Genomic DNA, 19,635 nt, shown 5'->3' with positions numbered 1-19,635 from the left:
GTTCCGTCCGGCAGGCTAGTTGTTCTCGAAACGCACCGTTTCCACTGAGGGGAAATCGTCGAGGTTCTTGGATATCCCGGCCTGCAGGAAAGAGTCGACCCACCAGAAGATGTTGTGGCTGCGCACCTGATCACGCATGTTCTTCATGGAATCGCGGCGCTCCTCGATATCCCAATGCATGGCCCGGTGGATGGCCTTGGCCACACCTTCGAGATCATACGGGTTCACGAGGTACGCCCATTCCTGAAGCTGCGCCGCGGCACCGGCGAATTCACTGAGAATCAGCGCCCCCGACTCGTTCACGTTGCAGGCGCAGTATTCCTTGGCCACGAGATTCATGCCGTCGCGCAGCGGAGTGATCAGCGCGATGTCCGCCGCCGCATAGTACGAGGTCAACTCGTTCTGGGGCAGGGAGCGGTAATGGTAGTGCACCGGCACCCAGCCCGGAATGGAAAACTCGCCGTTCACGCGGCCCACGAGCAGCTCGATTTCGTCACGCAGATCCTTGTATTCGTCCACATCCTCGCGAGAGGGCACGGCGATCTGAATGAAGTTGAACTTGCCCTTGAGGTCCGGATACAGCCTCAGCAGCTCCCGAATGGCGAGGATGCGCTCGGGGATGCCCTTGGTGTAGTCCAGCCGGTCCACGCCGAGGATGATCTTGCGGTGCTTGAGCGCCTCACGGATGCGAAAGGCCTCGTGCGCCACTTCTCGGTCCCGGGCCATGCCGTCGAACTGGTTGAAGTCGATGGCGATGGGGAAGGTCCCTGCCTGAAATTCGCGGCCGCGAAGCTCCACGGAGACCACGGCTCCTTCCCCGCTGACCTTGGCGTCCGGGGCCAGCATTTCGAGGCATCGCTCGAAGTTGTAGCGGTCCTGAGTGGTCTGAAAGCCCACGAGATCGAATTCGGTGAGGGCGAGGATGAGCTTCTGGCGCCACGGCAGCTTGAGAAAGATGTCCGGCGGCGGAAACGGGATGTGCAGAAAGAAGCCGGTGCTGCGCTTCACGCCCATGCTCTTGAGGAAAAAGGCCTGATGCATGAGATGATAGTCGTGCACCCAGATGAAATCCTCACTGCTGGTCATGCGCGCCACGTTCTCGGCGAACTTGAAGTTCACTTCAAGGTAGCTGCGCCAATACTCGGGGTCGAAACGGCAGCGCGTCTGCAGGTCGTGGAACAGGGGCCAGATGATCTCGTTGGAGAAGCCGAAATAGTACTTCTTCACTTCGTCTTCGGTGAGGGGGACGCCCTTGAGCTCGTAGCCGGCCTCGCCGGAGAACTCGTCCAGCAGCCGCTTGGATTCCTCCTCTGCGCCGAAAGCGCCGTTCCAGCCGATCCAGAGGCCTCCGCGGTTCTTGAGAACGGGCGCGAGAGCAGTGACGAGCCCTCCGGCGCCGCCCTTGACGGTCCACTCGCCGTCCACGAACTTCAGGGCGGCGGGGAGCCTGTTGGAAACCACGACAAGGCGCCTCATTCCGGTGTCAGTCATCATATCTCCTTTTCCGTTCGCTACGGATTTTCATCTGATACCAGCCATACCGTTTCGGATGGGCGAACGCAAGGCGACGTTCCGAAAAGGAAATTGCTCCCTTGCGGGTTGACAAGTCGCACAGGCGGCTTATGTAGCTCAGCGGTTTACGTTAACGACAATCCCCCCACGGGGACAATCCCATTAGACAAGGAGAGAATCATGGCTCTTAAACCCCTGCACGATCGCGTGATAATCAAGCGTCTCCCCGAAGAGGAAAAGACCTCCGGCGGCATCATCATCCCCGATGCAGCCAAGGAAAAGCCCATGAGCGGCGAAGTGCTCGCCGCCGGCCCCGAATGCAAGAGCGTGGAAGCCGGAAACTCCGTGCTTTTCGCCAAGTGGGCGGGAACCGAGTTCAGCGCGGAAGGCGAAGACGTCATGATCATGCGTGAGGACGACATCCTCGCCATCGTCGAACAGTAGCGGAAAGGAGCTTCGCACCAATGGCTAAATCCCTGGATTTCAAAGAAGAAGCACGTCTCAAACTCAAGGCGGGCGTGGATCACCTCGCCGATGCCGTCAAGGTCACCCTCGGTCCCAAGGGCCGCAATGTGATCATCGAAAAGACCTGGGGCGCCCCGCAGGTCACCAAGGACGGCGTCACCGTCGCCGAAAAGATCGACCTCGACGACAAGCTTGAGGACATGGGCGCCCAGATGGTCAAGAAGGTCGCTTCCCAGACCAACGAGATCGCCGGCGACGGCACCACCACCGCCACCGTTCTGGCCCAGTGCATCTTCACCGAAGGCGTCAAGCTGCTCGCGGCCGGACGCTCCCCCATGGGCATCAAGCGCGGCATGGACAAGGCCGTGGCGTCCGTGATCGAAGAACTCGGCAAGCAGGCCACCAAGATTAAGGACAACGACGAAGTCGCCCAGATCGCCACCATCTCCGCCAACAACGACACTTCCGTGGGCGACATTCTCGCCAAGGCCGTGGAGAAGATCGGGCACGAGGGCGTCATCACCATCGACGAGTCCAAGTCCACCGAGACCGAGCTGAAGATCGTCGAGGGCATGCAGTTCGACAAGGGCTGGTCCTCCCCCTATTTCGTCAACGATCAGGAAAAACAGGTCTGCGAGCTCGAAGAGCCCCTCATCCTCATTTCCGAGAAGAAGATCAGCAACCTGCAGCAGATCGTAAAGCTGCTCGAATCCGTTCTCAAGACCGAGCGCCCGCTGATGATCATTGCCGACGACTACGAGCAGGAAGCCCTGTCCGCTCTGGCCGTCAACGCCATGCGCGGCAACCTCAAGGTCTGCGCCGTGCGCGCGCCGGGCTTTGGCGACCGCCGCAAGGAAATGCTGCGCGATCTGGCCATCCTCACCGGCGGCCAAGTGGTGTCCGACGACACCGGCGTGGACTTCGAAAACTTCCCCATGAACCAGTTCGGCACCGCCAAGAAGATCACCGTGGACAAGAACAGCACCACTGTGGTCGACGGCGGCGGAAGCCAGGAACTCATCGACCTGCGCTGCCGCGAGATCGAAGGACAGATCAACGCCGCGTCCTCCGACTACGACCGTGAAAAGCTTCAGGAACGCCTCGCCAAGCTGGTGGGCGGCATCGCCATCATCCGCGTCGGCGCCAACACCGAAGTGGAAATGAAAGAGCGTCGCGACCGCGTGGAAGACGCCCTGCACGCCACCCGTGCGGCCGTTGAAGAAGGCATCCTGCCCGGCGGCGGCACCGCACTGCTCAAGGCTTCCGTCATTCTCGACGAACTCAAGGCCGCCAACGAAGACGAGCACAGCGGCATCGAGATCATCCGCACCGCATGCATGGCTCCCATCCGCCAGATCGCCGAGAACTGCGGCATCGAAGGCGCCGTGGTGGCCGAAAGGGTCAAGGGCATGAAAGGCGCAGAAGGCTACAACGCCCGCACCGGCGAATACTGCGACCTGATCGAGGCCGGCGTCATCGACCCGCGCAAGGTCGTTCGCATCGCCCTCGAAAAAGCTTCCTCCATCGCCGGAATGATGCTCACCACCGAGTGCACCATCTCCGAAGCTCCGAAGGAAGACGAAGAGTAACCATCTCTTCCAGAGCCGAATACGCAAGGCCGGACGTTCGCGTCCGGCCTTTTTTACGTCTTTTCGCCCCCGATTCCCTGTGCTACGGTTTTATCGGAGTGGTAAAACCATGACAAAGCAGCTCTACGACCTTCTACCGCAGGAGATGATCGACGACCTTCTGGATTCCTTCCACAAGGCTTTCGGCGTCACCTGCACCTATCACCCCGAGCTGACGGAAGTGACGCAAGGGGTCCGACGCACCGCGCTGTGCCCCAAACAGCGTGGAACGCCACAGTGCGCAGAAGGGTGCGCCGAGCGGCTGGAAAAAACACTCTTGGCCCTTCCGGACAACCCTTACGCCATGCACACCTGCCCCAACGGCATGACCGACATCCTTATCCCGGTGCTAGTAACCGGTCGGATAATGGGCGTGTTTTCCATCGGCCAGCTCTTTCTGGACGAGCCGAGCAAAGCGCAGATTGCCAATCTCAGAAAGGAATTCGCGCTGGAAGAAGATGCCTTTCAGGAAAAGGTACGAGAGATTCCGGTCATTCCGAGGGACCGCGCCGAAGCACTGGCCGAGACCTTCAGCAGCTCCGTTTCCATCATCGCCCGTCTGGGCCGGGAGAACCGGCTGCGCCGCGAAGCCGAAGAAAAACTCCGCGAGGCCGGGCACGACCTTGAACAACGCATCGAAGCCCGGACGCGGGAACTGTCCGCCAGCGAAGCGCGCCTGAAGGAAGCCCAGCGAATCGCACACGTGGGGAGTTTCGAACGTGACCTCACCACCGGCGCAGGCTGGTGGTCCGACGAACTCTACCGGCTGCTCGGTTACGCTCCCGGCAGTATCGAGCCCAACATCAAGGCGCTTGAAGCCCGCATTCCCGAAGATTTCATGCCCCGCTACCGTGAGATGCTGGATGAAGCGCTGTCCATGGCACAAGACGCTTACGACTTCGAGCTTCCGGCCGTGCTTCCCAACGGTGATCACCGATATCTCTACGGGCAGCTGCGAGTCGAGCGCGGCGAGAATGGAAGCCCTCTTTCCTACCGGGGAGCCCTGCGCGACATCACCGAACGCCGCCGCATGGAAAACGAACTGCGCGAAACGAACTGGTTGCAGTCGCTCATCCTCGACAACAGCATCGTAGGTATTGCGCTGATCAGGAACCGCCATTTCGAATGGGTCAACTCCCGCATGGCGGACATCACGGGTTACAGTGTCCGGGAGCTCTCCGGTGCTCCCACCCGCACGCTTTTCGAGTCGGATCAGGCCTACCGCGAACTTGGCAGACAAGCATACCGAACCATCGCCCACGGCGACCGCTTCGATGCCGTCTACCGCTTCCGCCACAAGGATGGACGCAAGCTCTGGTGCCGTTTCGTGGGCCACGCCATCAACCCGGAAGAGCCACGGCGAGACGATTCCATCTGGCTTTTCGAGGACATAACCGAACAGCGTCGCTCCGAGCGCGAGTCCCTGCGGCAGCGCGCCATGCTGCACACCGTCATCAACGCCCTGCCCGATCTCGTCTTCTTCAAGGACACCGAAGGAACATACATCGGCTGCAACAAGGCCTTTGCCGCGAGACTCGGAAAAAAACCCGACGACGTCATCGGGCGCAAGGCCGAAAGCCTCTTCGACGAGGAAGACGCAGCCGAACAGGGACGTCGGGATACGGTGGTACTGGAGAGCTTTCAGAACACCGTCCACGAGGAACCGGGGACGGACGAAGACGGCAAACGGGTCATCTACGAAACCCTCAGGGTCCCGGTTACCGAATACGGCGGCACGGTCCTCGGCATTGCAGGCGTCAGCCGCGACGTGACGCAACGCAAGCGCGCCGAGGAGACTCTGCGGCAGAGCGAGGAACGCTTCCGGGCCACGTTCAATCACGCGGGCGTCGGCATCTGCATGCTCAACCGGCACGAGGAATTCATCCGCGTCAATCCGCGTCTGTGCGATTTTCTTGGCTATTCGGAAGTGGAGCTGCTTGGCCGCGCACTGCCGAAGATCGCATCCACCGAGGATGCCAAGAGCGTCAAGGCCCTGCTCAAGAGCGTTCGCGAGGGTGAGGAATCCCTCGGCAAGGAGATGCGCTTCACGCGCAAGGACGGTTCGCTGGTATGGGCCAACATAACCGTCTCGCGCCTTGAGGATGAAGAGAGTGGCTCTCCGGCGGCCATCGCGGTGATCGAAGACATCAACCACAGCAAGGAGCTTGAACTCAGGCTGCGGAAGATGGCCACCACCGACATGCTCACCGGAGCCCACAACCGGCTCAAGTTCATGGAACGCGCCTCCGAAGAGATGGAGCGGTTCCGCCGCTACGGCACTCCCGTGGTCTATATGATGCTCGACATCGACCACTTCAAGAAGGTCAATGACACCTACGGACATCAGGCAGGTGACGAGGTGCTCAAGGCCCTGACCCGCGTCTGCCAGAATGCGATTCGCGCCAACGACACCTTCGGACGATACGGCGGCGAAGAGTTCGCCTTCTGCCTGGCGGAGACGACGAGGGAAAGAGCCACCGAAGTTGCAGAGCGCATCCGCGAAAAACTGGCTGCCACCCCGGTGGAAACACCGGACGGAATCATCGAATTCACCGTGAGCATCGGCGTGACGCAGGTCCGCGAAGGCGACTCTCTCGAATCCGCGCTGGACCGCGCCGACGAACGGCTCTACAAGGCAAAACGCGACGGTCGCAACCGCGTCTGCAGCGACTCCGACACCAAGGACTGACTCGTGGGACTGCTCGATTTTCTCAAGGACCTTACTCCGCTGGTCCGCCGCGCCGCCGGTGCATTCGACCGCGCCAGACGCGCCGAACGAAACGGCAGCTACGCGAAGGCTCAGGAAAACTATCGAAAAGCTTCCGTTCTTTACCGACAGGCGCTTGAACAAGGCAGCTCCCCGGTCCTGCGCGACAGGCTCAAGGCAGGGATTTCCTGTGTCCGTTGCGGGAAGACCGAGGAAGCGCTTGAATGGCTTGCGCCGGTCATCGAATCCGGGCGATACGAATCGGAGGCGCGCCTTCACGCCGGATACGCCCATGCCAAGCTGGATGACGCCGAGGCCGCCGCCATGCACTGGGAAGCGTACCCGGCGGATCCCATTCAGGCCATCATCGGCAACGCTCTCAAGGAACAGGCACGCAAGCTGCGTAGCGGCGGTTCCCCACAGGAAGCTTGCGAAGCGGTGGCTGCCGCATGGAACCGTCAGGACCAGCAAGACCGCCGCACCGAGGGCAGCCGGGAGGAACGGCACGATCTCGAACGCCGTCGGGGCTTTTAGGCTCCGCGCCCCCTTTCCGACTCCAGCGCGGCCCGCTGCACTTCGGCCTCGTCATCGGTCTTGAAGAAACCGAGCACGGCGCGGAGTTCTTCCGCCTGAGCCGAGAATTCCTCTGCGGTGCTGGCCATGGCGTCCGCCGATGCCGCATTCTGCTGAATCACGCTGTCAAGCTGCGACATGGCCGTTTCCACCTGCTGGGCGCCGTAGCTTTGATCTTCGCAGGCCTTGCTGATGCGGCTGACCAGCTCCGCGGTTTCACGAATCTGTGGCACGATGCTCTCGAAAAGGTCATGCACTTCCTTCGAGGTCTGCTGACTTGCCTCGGCCAGCGAGCTGACCTCCCCGGCAATGCCGCCGCTGCGTTCCGCCAGTTTGCGGACCTCGGCCGCCACCACCGCGAAGCCCTTGCCCGATTCCCCGGCACGGGCCGCTTCGATGGCCGCGTTGAGCGCCAGCAGGTTCGTCTGTCGCGCGATTTCCTCGATGGACGTGATCTTCTCGCCGATCTCCTGCATGACCTCGACGCTTCGCTGGACAGCCTCACTGCCCTTTCTGGTATCTTCCGAGGCCTTGGTCGCGATCTCATCGGTCTGTTTGGCGTTGTCGGCATTCTCCCGGATGCTTCCCGCCATCTGCATGATGGATGAGGAGACCTCCTGCACCGACGCCGCCTGTTCGGTCACGCCCTGTGAGAGGGTCTCCGAAGATGCCGCGAGCTCCTGACTTCCTGCCGCCACATTGCTGGTCGAGTCCTGCACCTGCCCCACGATGCGCTTGAGGTTCTGCGCCATGCTGCCCATGGCCCGGCGGATGCCGCGGGTTTTATTCTGTTCCTCCCCGTCCGTCGCGGTGAGGTCTCCTTCGCTGACCTGTCCGGCCAGCCCGGCGATTTCCTCCGGCTCGCCACCGATGGCGTCCGTCACCCGCTTGGCGAAAATCACGGAGGCGAACGTCGCCGCCAACAGGATGACCGCCGCCACCACGAACACGATGAGCATCATGCCCGCTATCGTATCGTCGAGTGCGGCCCGCCTGCTCGCAATGGCCTTGTCTATTTCGTCCACATACACACCCATGCCGATGACCCAGCCCCACGGGTCGAACTTGCGGGCGTAGGTCAGCTTGGGAAATTCGCCCTGCTGTCCCGGGCGCGTCCACATATAGCTGGTGAAACCGCCGCCCTCGGCATTGGCCTGCTCCACCATCTCGCGCATGAACGCCTTGCCCTGCTTATCCTTCATCCCCATGAGACTCTTGCCCACGAGTTCGGGATTCGCCGGATGCATCAGCGTGGTTCCCTTTTCGTCGAGCACGAAGAAGTAATCGCCGCTCTCCAGTCGCATCTCCGCGACCTGATCGAGCGCGGCGCGTTTCATCTCATCAGTGATGTCCTCCACCCACGCGCCGGTGCCCAGCACCAGCCCGAGGTCGGGGAGCAAACGGAAGTAGGATATCTTGAGGCTCGGCTCGCTCTCGCCGGGGCGCGGCCAGTAGTACGTGGTCATGCCCTCGCCTTCGGCAAGCGCCTTCTCCGTCATGTCGCGGATGATGTGGTTGCCGCGATCGTCCTGAAGGTCGCCGAGGTTCTTGCCGACAAGGTCGCGATTGGCGTGTGCAACCATGCGGCTGTCCAGATCGTTCAGCCAAAGGTAGTTGTCGCCGTCAAAGCGCGCGGCCATCACCAGCTCTGCCACCTCTTCGAGAAAGGCATCGCGTCCCACCCGGGGCAGGAGGTCGCGCTTGAGCGCCTGAATCTGACCGTAGACCGCGTCCACGACCCGTTCCAGGTCTTCGGACTTCTCACGCTGGAGCTGCTCCATGTCCTCGGACTGCTGGTGGAATTCATCCACCACGGATGCGGCCATGGACAGGAACTCGCGAAGCCGCAACCGCTCGCGATCCATGGCTTCGGTACGATACCGGCTCATCTCCTCGCCAGCGTACTGTTCTATGTCATAAAGAAAAACGGCGCACAGGCAGGCCACCGTCAGTCCGATCATCACGAACTGAAAAAGCGTCATTCGCGTCCGCAGGCGCATGGCATGTCCCCCTCGTCAAAAACAGATAGTTTGACTTCCCGGTCTCCCGGGACTGGACCAACAGGGCTCCAGTCAGTAAATTGCTATCATATGAGAACACGTAATCCATTATTTATCGACACGCATATAGATATCCACGGTTCTGCACCGGCCCTTGCCGTCTCGCTCCTGCTGGGGTTGATCCTCTGTCTGCCGGGCATTGCAGGGGCCGCCGTCACGGTCACCGGAACCGGTGAACCGTCCATGGACCTCAAGAACGTGCAAAAAGCCGTGGACGCGGGCGGAGAGATCGTCCTCAAGGGACGTTTCGACTTCGGGTCGGACGGCAGCATCAAGATTCGCCAGCAGACGCGCATCTCGGGTGTGCTGGGAAGTGACGGCAGACCCGACACCACCATCATGGGCGGGCGCTGGAGCCTGCATTCCCCCCTGCCCGTCCCGGGGGCGCCGCCGTCCAATCCCGGGCCCATCGTCTCCCTGAAGAATCTGCGATTCACCGGCGCACGCGGTACGCCGCTGCATTTCGAGTACGTGGGCGCGCTCACCGTCCGCAACATCGTGGTGGAGAAGGTCAGGCCGGAAACCATCCGGCTCAAGGGGTTCCAGAACGGCAGCGCCAAGTTTGCCGCCGGGATCGTGGTGGGCACGCGCCTTGCGCAGCGACGCAAGCCGATCAAGGACGCGGTGACCGGCAAGATCCGCATCACTGACAGCCGCTTCTACATGGACGTGGACCACCCCTCGCGCACCCTCGGCAGGGGCATCATGTGCGTATGGACCCATGCCGCCGCCATCCGCATCGCGGGCAACGTGGTCCGCAACGCCACCCGCAACGGCATCGAAGCCTTCGACAACTACACCGGCCCGGACGGAGTGCTGGAAATAGAGGGCAACAACATCATCACCGACCGCGAAGGCATCGAATATCCCAACCCGCTCACCCCAAACGGCATCGCGGCGGGCTGGTTTCTCGACACCGCCACCGGCGCATCTCCGAGCGCGGGCGCTCCCCCCGTTGTCTCCAGAAACCGCATCGAGGTGCGCGGAGACCGTTCCATCGGACTGGCGCTGTTCGCCAACAACGCTGTCGCGGTCTGCAACGACCTGATCCTCGCGGGCGGCGAAGACGCCATGGGCATCGCCCAGACCGGTTCCTTCGGGTTCTTCATGAACAACCGCATCCGGGGCATGGGCCGTTACGCGGTCTACACCGCGCCCTTCGAGAACTTCCGTGCGGCGGGCAACACCTTCGGCTGGACGCAGGCGTCGGGCTTCGACGCATTGCGGGGGAACTTCTATTTCGGCAGCGACGGCAATTCCGTTCTCGGAAAATCCGGCCCCGTGGTGGACAAGGGGCGTGGCAACCGCTTCCTCGACATCAAGCCCTGCTCCCTGCCGGGCATCGACCCCGGCGAGGATTGGGAGCCGGTGGAAGATCTGCCCTGAATCGCATCATACCGTGAGAGGCCGAACAAGACGGTTTCTCAAAAACGCTTCTACCGTTTTTCCACCAGAAGCACACGCGTCTGCGCGTTGCGATGGTTGAGCAGCACGCTGCGCATGACCCATGCCGTTTCCGTGGACAGACCCGCACAGTGGGCCTCCAGCGCGTCGGCCTCTTCTGCGCCGCCGGGGTGTCCGGTATAGAGTACCATGGTGATCAGCCCGCCCGGAGCGAGGACGGATATGGCCGCATCCACCGCGGCACAGGAGGTTTCCGGCCGGGTGATGACGCTGCCGTCGCTTCCGGGCAGATAGCCGAAGTTGAACATGACCGCCCGCACCTGCCCGAGGACTCCCTGCGGCAACGTCTCACACATGGATTCGTGACCGGCGAGGTGCAGCCGCACGCAGTCGGGCGCGTTTTCTCGGCGCAGTCTATCCCTGGCCGAGTCAAGTGCGGCCTGCTGGATGTCGAAGCCGTGCACCATCCCCAGCGGCCCGGCGAGACGGGCAAGAAACAGGGTGTCGATTCCGTTGCCCACGGTGCCGTCCACGGCAATGCAGCCGGGCTCCATGACCTTTTCGACCACTGACTTCANGAAGCTTACAGTATGGCAGATTCGCATGCGGCGCTTGTATCGCAGCCACAGACCGCCCGCAAGCGAACCGTTTCGCAAATCAACGTTTCGTGCTATAAGCCCGCAATGGCTCTCCCTATTCTGCTCGACATGGACAACGCCTGCTCGATTCCGGCCGCCGATGTGGATGACGCGCTGGCGTTGGCGCTCGCTCTCGCTTCCCCCGAGGTGGAGCTTGTGGCCTGCACCGCGTCTGCCGGCAACTGCCTTGCCCGGGAATCTTACGCGGTCACCCGGCACATGCTGATGCTGGCCGAGCGCCCTGACATTCCCCTCGGGCTGGGACCGGACAACCCGCTCAGGCGCGACAGGTGGCCGCACTTCGCACACCTTGACGCCAAGCGCCGCGAAAGCGGATGCGAGCTGTGGAATAACGCCCCTGCCATCGGCATTCCGGACAAATACCCGCCCGACACATCGGCCGCCGACGTGATCATCGCCGCCGTCCGCAAGCACCCCGGCGAGCTGGTGATCGTGGCCACGGGATCCCTGACAAACGTCGCGCTTGCGCTGCAACAGGCCCCCGAAATCGCGGCAGAGCTGAACGGGATTTTCCACATGGGCGGCGCATGGCCGGTCGAGCCCGGTGAAGAGCAGTGGGAGAACGCCACCCCGGACATCCCGCCCGAGATATGGCGCGATGTGCTTCGCTTCAACCCCCTCTACGACCCGGAAGCCACGGAGATTGTGCTGCACTGCGGCGCGGCGGTGACCTTCATGCCCGCCAACGTAACCATGCAAACCTGCCTGACGGAGGACGCGCTGCCCGTTCCCGGCCCCGAAGCCTCCGCCTTCAGCCGCTTCCTGCACGAGACCTGTCTGCCATGGATCCGCTGGAGCCGGACCCAACGAGGCATCCCCGGTATGCACCTGCATGACCCGCTGGCCCTTGCCGCCGCATTCCGCCCCGAGCTTTTCCACTTCCGGGAAATGAGCGTGGATATGGACATTCTGCTGCGGCCCGACGGCAACTTCCTCACCGACGCGCCCGCCATTCCAAGCTGCCGCTGTGCCGTCGCGGCTGACGAAAAGACCTTTCTGAAATTGTTCGGCGAACGAATCCTCGCGATGTTTTAAAACCTTTATTTATTCTCGCCGGAACCTTCCTTTTTTTCAGATCATTTCGTAGGGTAAGAATACTCACAACACCCTCAAACTGAACGGATTCGCCATGGCCGACATCAAGCACGAAGCACCAAGCCAGCGCATGCACTACCGCATCACCGTTCCCATCACCATCGGGATCGGCCAGAAAAAGTACAAGTCCGCGGACTGGTCCATGGGCGGCTTCCGGATTGAAGACATCGACGGCCCCTTCCAATCCGGCACGGTCATAGACTGCACGGTCTCCGTCAATTTTCAGGGCTACGCCATCACCTTCGACCAGAAGGCGCGGGTGGTCCGCTACGACTCCGAGAACAAAACGCTCGCCACCGAATTCGTGGACATGGATGAGCGCACCCGCGAGGTGCTGGCCTACTTCAGTCAGGGCCTTGTCTCCGGGGAGATGGGCACTGCGGGAGAGGCCATCCGGCGAATCGACACCCCCGTGACACCTACCGAACTCTCCGGCGAGCCCAAGGGCGAAAAGATCCCCACCAAACGGCGCATCAGCCGAGTGCTCATCGGGGCCGTGTATCTGACGCTGGGCCTTGCCATCACCATCTATATAGGCATCACCCTCTACTCCACCATCTTCCGTGTTCAGGTGGATTCCGGTGTGGTCTCCGCCCATGTTGAGCCGCTTATTTCCCCTCAGGACGGAATACTCGAAAAGGTCATTGTCCCCGACGACGGCCGCGTGGAAAAGGGGGACCCCATCATCATGCTCTACAATGCAAAGCAGATGGAGGCCGTCCGCATGGCCGAGGTTGCGGTGGAGGCCGCCAGACACCGTTTTGAGAACCTGCGGGAACGACTCTCCGCAGAAGACGTGACCATCGGCATCTACCGCAAGGTGGGTGACTCACGCCTGCGAGCTGCCCGGGACCGGGTGGAGACCTACAACGAAGAGCTTCAGCTGGCCCGCGCCGAACTGGAGAGAAAGCGGGAACTGCTGGACAAAGGCGTGCTCAGCCGCTCCGAGGTTGAGCGCGAACAGCAGCGAGTCACGATCATCCAACGTGATCTGCTTGAGGCGCGGGCAGAACTTCAGCTTGCAAAGGATGCATACAACGCGCTGAAAAAGGGGCTGTTCTTCTCCGGAAATCAGGTGGAGGGCGAGACTCTGGCCCTGCAGGCGCAGGTGGATGCCGCCCGAAAGGAAGTGGAAATCGAACAGAAGCGACTTGAGGTGGCGCGTGATCAACTCAAGAAGTACATGCTGCGCGCGCCCTTCGACGGCACCGTTGTCAAGGTGTTCAAGACGGTGGGCAACACGGTGAAGACCGGTGAGCAGATTGCCATGATCGAAGAGCATGAAGACCGCTTCGTCACCGCGTACCTCACGCAGGATGAGGTGGAAAACGTCCGGCTGGGCGACAACGCGCTTGTGTTCATCCCGGCACTGGATCTGAGGGTGGACGGACGCGTGGTGATGATCGACCGCACCACCGGGTTCGTCAACGAGATGGAAGGCCGCTTCCAGTGGCGCTCCACCCAGGACCGTTCCGCAGTGGCCATCGTGGAGTTCGACGACCCGGAACGCCCCGGACTGAACAGGAGCGTTCCCGCCGGGCTGCCCGCCGTGGTCAATTTCCGCAGGGTCGCCAGCTCGGAACTGTTCTCCGGCATTTTCACCATGCTCGGCATTGAAAACGAGCGAACCATCGAGATCAGGGACGCGGACAAGGCGCGCAAGAACATCTACAACGCCCCGGTCAATCCGAATCCGGACCGCCTGCGCGGCACCCGCCCGGAGCAATAAACCATGCCCGGACCGGCTGGCCACTTCGAACGGCGGCGCATGAGCCCCGCCCAGTATTTCAAGCTGTACGTGTTTATCGGCCTGCTGCTGATCGGCTTTCAGAATATCGCCAACAACATCTGGGACAGCGATTCAGGGCGGGTCATCATCATCCTCGGCGTGCTGGGGACGTGGCGCTACCTCTGGTGGTTCACCCACTTCGTGCGTTCGCTGATCTATGCCAAACTGCACTACCCCAAGCTGCGAAGCCGGGCGGAAGACCTTTGGGACAGCGGCTGGAGGCCAAACGGTCTCATCTACATGATGACCACCTTTCACGAAAAACGCGACATCACAGACAAAGTCGTGCGCAGCATCGTGCAGGAGACGCGGGATATCGGTGTGCCGGCCAAGCTTTTCGTGGGCACGGGCCATCACAGCGACGAGCGACTCATTACGTCCATCATGAGCCGCCACGCCCCAAACGATGACATCGAAGTCATCTTCGTTCGCCAGAACCAGCCGGGCAAGCGGGTGGCCATCGGGCTGGCGCTTCGGGCCATCTCGCGACGCGGACTCGCCGGCGATACGCCGGTGGTGTTCATGGATGGCGACTCCATCCTCGCGCCCGGATGCCTGCGGCGCTGCCTGCCCCATTTCCATCTCGACAAGGGCATGCACGCGCTGACCACGGATGAAATGGGCGTGGTGCGCGGACCCAAGTGGATGCAGCGCTGGCTTGACCTTCGCTTCGCCCAGCGCCACCTCGCCATGCAATCGCACGCGCTGGCGGGCAGGGTGCTGACGCTGACCGGACGCATGAGCATCTTTCGCGCATCGCGGGTGCTCCGGCCTGAATTTGTGGAAATGATCGAAAAGGATCAGCTCTCCCACTGGCTGTGGGGACGTTTTCGGTTTCTTTCCGGGGACGACAAAAGCACATGGTATGCGCTGCTCAAGGAGGGCTCGCGCATGCTCTACATTCCGGACGCACTGGTCTGGACCATCGACGTGGTGGAGGGGGACCCCAAGGACCGCGCCATTCAGAACCTGTTGCGCTGGTCCGGCAACATGCTCAGAAACGGCTCCCGCGCCATTGCGCTGGGCCCGAGGCGCGTGGGACTGTTCATCTGGTGGTGCATCGTGGATCAACGCATCGCCATGTGGACCAGCCTGTGCGGACCCCTTGCCATGCTCTCCGCCGGATTTGCCATCTCCCCGGTTTTCTTCTCCTCATACATTCTGTGGGTTCTCTCCACACGGCTGATCCTGAGCATGTTCCTGTTCTACTACGCCAAGCGCGTTGACCTGTCCTTCCCGTTCATCCTGTACGCCAACCAACTGGTGGCGGCCGCCGTGAAAATATACATCCTCTTCAGGCTGCCCATGCAGCGCTGGGCCAACAGGAAGGACCAGCACCTCAACTTTGAGGAAACCCTCAAATGGCGGCTGAAGCACCTGTTCGCGTCGTACCTGACGCTGGTCTATGTGCTCTGCCTCTTTTTTGCGGTGCTGGTATACATCGGCATCCTGCATCCGCCATCCTGGGACTTCATCAAACTCACCCTTGGAATTTGAATCAAAAAAACAATAATACTGATACTTACAATAACACATTTTCAATGGAGGACTCATGAGGATCGGAGTTGTCGGACTCGGTTACGTAGGAAGCACCACGGTTGGCTGCATGGCGGAACTGGGACACCAGATCGTCGGGATGGACGTGGATCGTTCACGTACCGAAGCCCTGATGGCCGGCGCGGTGCCCGTCACGGAACCGGGACTGAACGACATGGTCACCACCCATGCCGCGCAGGGACGCATCACAGCCTTCACGGACCTCGCGTCAGGAGTGCGCGAGTCTGACTGCGTCTTCGTCTGCGTCGGCACTCCATCGGGACGCGGCGGCTCCCTCGATGCCTCCACCCTGCGCTCGGTGGTGCTGGAAATAATGCGGGCAAGGCTTGATCAGGGGCGCGTGGTTCCCGTGCTGGTTCGCTCTACTGCCCTGCCGGTTTTTCACCGCGAGATCATGGAGCAGGCGCGCGATGTGCTGGGCGACAGACAACCGCTGGCCTACGCCGTGCATCCGGAGTTCCTGCGCGAAGGCACTGCCGTTGCCGATTTCTTTGCACCACCCAAAATTGTTTTCGGCACCAGCGACGATGCCGCTTGGGGCCCCTGCCCCGACCTGTACCCCGGCATCGACGCACAGGTGCTGCACTGTGGTCCGCTGGAAGCCGCCATGCTCAAGTACGCCGACAACTGCTTCCATGCGCTCAAGGTCACCTTCGCCAATGAAATCGGGCTGGCCGGAACCGAAATGGGTGTGGACTCCCGAGAGGTCATGCGCATGTTCTGTGAAGACACCAAACTCAACATTTCATCCAAATACCTCAGGCCCGGCTTTGCCTACGGCGGTAGCTGCCTCGGCAAGGACCTCGGCGCACTCACCGCCTATTGCCGCCGTGAGTACGTGGATGTACCCATGCTCGCCCACGTTGTAAAATCCAACGAACGACAGGTCGAACAGCTCGTGGAACGCATCCTTTCGCACTCGCCCAAGAGCGTCGGCCTGTTCGGTCTGGCGTTCAAGGCCAACACCGACGACCTGCGAGATTCGGCTCTCCTGAAGCTGGCGGAAAAACTGCGCGGCAAAGGGGTGAAGGTGCTTGCCTATGATCCGGCGCTGGACCCGGAGCACCTGTGCGCCCTGAACCTCTGCTACCTTCGGGAGACGGCGCCTCATTACGAGGAAATGCTCACCACCGACCCCGAGGCGATGGTACGCGAAAGCGACGCAGTGGTGCTGGGCCGCCATTTCGCTTCGCTGAATCTGCACAGCCTGCCGTGGCGTGAAGGCCAGCGGCTGTATGATCTTGAAGGAACCGGAACGAACCCGGAAACACCTGAGGTAATAGGGCTTTACTGGTAGGCTGGCTAGGAGTTCCTGATTTTCATCAGGGCGAGGAATTCACGGAACGGCACCGGCTTGGCGAAGAGGAATCCCTGAGCCGTGCCGCAGCCGTAGCGCATGAGCAGGTCCGCCTGCTGTTGCTCCTCCACCCCCTCTGCGACAACGGAAAGGTTCAGACTGCCGGCCATAAGCAGAATGGTCTGGACAATCAGGGAGTCGCTGGGATTGCTGCCCAACTCGCGGACGAATGAGCGGTCGATCTTGAGCGTGCTGATGGGCAACTTCTTGAGATAGAACAAAGAGGAATGCCCGGTGCCGAAGTCATCAATGGACACGGAGAAGCCCATGTCCACCAGCCGCTGAAGGATTTTGGCATTCTCGTCGATGTCGTGCATGAGCACGGACTCGGTGACCTCAAACTCAATCCTTCCCGGCGACACGCCTGCCGACTCGACAATGGAGCGCAGGCTGCCCAGCAGATCTTCCTGCCGGAACTGATTGGCCGAGAGATTCACCGAAACCCTGAACCCTTCCGGGAAATTGCGTTCAGCCATGTCGGTGCAGACGGTCTCCAGAACCTGCTCACCCAGTTGAACGATCATGCCGGTTTCTTCGGCTAGCGGGATGAACTCTCCCGGACTGACCATGGTCCCGTCCGGCAATGCCCAACGCACGAGCGCCTCCGCGCCCACCACGCGTCCGGAACTCAGTGCTACCTTGGGCTGATAGTGCACCACGAACTCGCGTTTTCGCAACGCGTTTCGCAGATTGCCTTCCAGTTCAAGACGGCGGGCTATCCGCTCATCCATTTCCTTGGCAAACAGGCTGTAGCTGTCTTTTCCGGAGCTTTTGGCCTGATACATGGCCATTTCCGCATTTCTGACCAGCGTTTCCGGGTCCTCGGCGTCTTCAGGGAAGAGCGACATGCCAACCGAGGTGGTGACGAATATCTCCCGTCCGTTCACGTGGAACGGCTTCTGGAAGTCCTCCAGCAGCGTCTGGGCAAGCCGCACGAGGTCGCGTTCGTTCACGTCATTGACCAACAGCACGAACTCATCGCCCCCGTAACGGGCCACCGTGTCATCGGGGTTGCCGAACAGCTTGGCACGTTGTCCGGCCTGCTGAAGCAGCACGTCGCCCACGGAATGGCCAAGGGAGTCGTTGATGTTCTTGAAGTTATCCAGGTCGATGAACAACAGGCCGACCCCCGATTCCTCACGGCGCGCATGGCGAAGGGCCATGACCAGACGGTCCAGAAGCAGCTCGCGGTTGGGCAACCCCGTCAGCGCGTCGTGATACGCCTGCATGTAAAGCTGCTCTTCCTTGCGCTTGATGTCCGTCATGTCGTGAAAAACCGACACGTAGTGGCGCACGTTTCCTTCACTGTCGTATATTGCGCTGATGCTCAGGAGCTCGGGGTATACCTCACCGCTCTTCCGGCGGTTCCAGATCTCTCCGGCCCAGTGTCCCTTCACCTGAATCTTCTGCCACATATCGGCATAGAAACCTTCATCGTGCCTGTCGGACTTGAGCACGCTGGGATTGTGGCCGAGCACCGCTTCCTCGGCGTAACCGGTGATGGTGGTAAAGGCTGGATTGACGGCGATGATCGAGCCGTCGGGATCCGTAATACAAATGCCCTCCAGCGCGTTTTCGAACACTTCTTCGAACAAATGGCGCTGGAACGCCTCGAACTTGCGATACTCCGTCTCCGCTTCGAGCTTGGAGACAGACAGGACGAGCGCCTCCATGAATCGGTTGTAGCTGCGGGCCAGGTTGCCTATCTCGTCCGAGTGCGTATCGTTGCTGCGCACCGAATAGTCCCCGTTTTCGGCATGTTGCACCGCTTCGGTCAACTCATCGAGCGGATCGGTGATGGACGCGGCCACGGCCAGACACAGGCTCAGGACCAGCACAAGCGTCACGCCGCAGATGCCGTACGTCAGTATCCGGACCTCCCTGAGAGGCGCATAGACCTCATCCACATAGCCGGTGGAAGCAACGATCCAGCCCATCTCCGGCATATGCTTGAACATGGCGAATTTTTCGCGCACCTCGCCGTTCGGGCCACCTTTCCACCAGTAACGAATAATGCCGTTTCGCTCGTTGAGAATGCTGGAGCCGATGTCTTGGCCCCGCTCATCGGTGAGTCCTGCAATATTCTGCAGGCCGTCCGGGTGCAGCAGGACATCGCCGTTACGGTCAACCACGAATGCGTATCCGCTTTCTCCGAAGTGCAGGGACTCGAAGGTGTCGCGGAAATCGTCCGCTGTAATGAGGTCTGAAAATTCATGACGGTACGCGCTTGCCGCGATGATCCAGTCCCACGGCGCGAAATATTCCGCATAAACCGCCTTCTGCATGGGCCTGAGATCGTCCGGATTGCGCCAGTCATATTCAATGTATCCGCGCCGCACCTGCATGAGATGCCGCACGAAGGAATAATCGCTGGTATCGGAGTGCTCCACCTCTTCATGCGGGTGAACTACGGTCCGTCCGCTGCTGTTGAGGCAGTAGAGATAGCCCGTCTGGCCTATATTCTGGCTTAGCAGAATCTTTCTGGCACGGGCGCGGGCTTCTTCGGGTGTGAACTCACCGTCAAGCTGACGCTGGTGAAGTCCCTTGACGACCTGACGGTTGCTTTCGGCAACGGCCCGCAGATGGTTGCGCACCGAGACATCCACCGCAGCTTCCATCATGGAAACGAGCGTCCGGTTGGTATTCCGGAGCTCCTGATCGATGTCCTTCGTGATGACACGGCTTACGAACGTGTTGACCGTAAAGGCGGTGGCGAGCAGCGCCGCGGTCAGCAGTACCGTAAAACCGAGAAGCAGCCGCGTGCGGATTCTCACCGTACGCAGCAAGCGAGTTATGAATGCCATGCCTCAACCGTTGGTTAAATCTCGG

General features: G+C 61.0%; 13 protein-coding genes. 9 read left to right on the top strand and 4 right to left on the bottom strand.

The genetic code is table 11. The features are described from left to right. Positions 1-15 precede the first annotated feature (15 nt). Positions 16-1,491, bottom strand: a complete 1,476-nt coding sequence (locus tag B149_RS0102915) for an alpha,alpha-trehalose-phosphate synthase (UDP-forming) (protein ID WP_018123665.1) — start codon at positions 1,489-1,491, stop codon at positions 16-18. Between the two features lie 201 nt (positions 1,492-1,692). Between B149_RS0102915 and B149_RS0102910 the strand changes: the two genes are divergently transcribed. From B149_RS0102910 to B149_RS0102895, 4 genes are all read left to right on the top strand, one after another. Then, positions 1,693-1,956: a co-chaperone GroES gene (locus B149_RS0102910; RefSeq protein ID WP_018123664.1), complete on the top strand. Its 264-nt coding sequence runs from the start codon at positions 1,693-1,695 to the stop codon at positions 1,954-1,956. 20 nt (positions 1,957-1,976) lie between these two features. Beyond that, entirely contained in the window at positions 1,977-3,566 is a 1,590-nt protein-coding gene (gene groL / locus B149_RS0102905) for a chaperonin GroEL (RefSeq protein WP_018123663.1), read from the top strand. Between the two features lie 109 nt (positions 3,567-3,675). Then, entirely contained in the window at positions 3,676-6,294 is a 2,619-nt protein-coding gene (locus B149_RS0102900) for a PAS domain S-box protein (protein WP_018123662.1), read from the top strand. Positions 6,295-6,297: 3 nt separating this feature from the next. After that, entirely contained in the window at positions 6,298-6,846 is a 549-nt protein-coding gene (locus B149_RS0102895) for a hypothetical protein (RefSeq protein ID WP_018123661.1), read from the top strand. Here the strand turns inward: B149_RS0102895 and B149_RS0102890 are convergent. Further along, on the bottom strand, positions 6,843-8,867 hold the full coding sequence (locus tag B149_RS0102890; RefSeq protein ID WP_169332897.1) for a methyl-accepting chemotaxis protein: 2,025 nt from the start codon (positions 8,865-8,867) through the stop codon (positions 6,843-6,845). The genes B149_RS0102895 and B149_RS0102890 overlap by 4 nt on opposite strands. A 108-nt stretch (positions 8,868-8,975) precedes the next feature. Here B149_RS0102890 and B149_RS0102885 point away from each other — a divergent pair, with 108 nt between their 5' ends. Then, positions 8,976-10,331: a right-handed parallel beta-helix repeat-containing protein gene (locus B149_RS0102885; protein ID WP_156816724.1), complete on the top strand. Its 1,356-nt coding sequence runs from the start codon at positions 8,976-8,978 to the stop codon at positions 10,329-10,331. 50 nt (positions 10,332-10,381) lie between these two features. On the opposite strand, the gene mnmM is transcribed toward B149_RS0102885, so the two are convergent. Next, the gene (mnmM, locus tag B149_RS0102880; protein ID WP_026167420.1) at positions 10,382-10,954 is read right to left on the bottom strand and encodes a tRNA 5-(aminomethyl)-2-thiouridylate-methyltransferase MnmM; all 573 of its coding nucleotides are present in this window, start codon (positions 10,952-10,954) and stop codon (positions 10,382-10,384) included. Positions 10,955-11,032: 78 nt separating this feature from the next. Here mnmM and B149_RS0102875 point away from each other — a divergent pair, with 78 nt between their 5' ends. The 4 genes from B149_RS0102875 (at position 11,033) to B149_RS0102860 (ending at position 16,746) form a co-directional block, all read left to right on the top strand. Continuing rightward, positions 11,033-12,043: a nucleoside hydrolase gene (locus B149_RS0102875; RefSeq protein ID WP_026167419.1), complete on the top strand. Its 1,011-nt coding sequence runs from the start codon at positions 11,033-11,035 to the stop codon at positions 12,041-12,043. 94 nt (positions 12,044-12,137) lie between these two features. Next, positions 12,138-13,832 (top strand): PilZ domain-containing protein, encoded by a 1,695-nt coding sequence (locus B149_RS0102870; protein WP_018123656.1) that lies wholly within the window; start codon positions 12,138-12,140, stop codon positions 13,830-13,832. Between the two features lie 3 nt (positions 13,833-13,835). Beyond that, on the top strand, positions 13,836-15,389 hold the full coding sequence (locus tag B149_RS0102865; RefSeq protein WP_018123655.1) for a glycosyltransferase: 1,554 nt from the start codon (positions 13,836-13,838) through the stop codon (positions 15,387-15,389). Positions 15,390-15,444: 55 nt separating this feature from the next. Beyond that, a complete protein-coding gene (locus B149_RS0102860) occupies positions 15,445-16,746 on the top strand; it encodes a nucleotide sugar dehydrogenase (RefSeq protein ID WP_018123654.1) in 1,302 nt (433 codons plus the stop codon). 5 nt (positions 16,747-16,751) lie between these two features. Here the strand turns inward: B149_RS0102860 and B149_RS0102855 are convergent, their stop codons facing one another. After that, positions 16,752-19,610 (bottom strand): bifunctional diguanylate cyclase/phosphodiesterase, encoded by a 2,859-nt coding sequence (locus B149_RS0102855; protein WP_018123653.1) that lies wholly within the window; start codon positions 19,608-19,610, stop codon positions 16,752-16,754. Between the last annotated feature and the right edge of the window lie 25 nt (positions 19,611-19,635).

The organism is Desulfovibrio oxyclinae DSM 11498 (assembly GCF_000375485.1).
In the GTDB taxonomy this organism is placed as follows: Bacteria; Desulfobacterota; Desulfovibrionia; order Desulfovibrionales; family Desulfovibrionaceae; genus Pseudodesulfovibrio; species Pseudodesulfovibrio oxyclinae.
The sequence above is the reverse complement of the archived record's forward strand: the minus strand, read 5'-3'. Positions and strand labels throughout refer to the sequence as shown.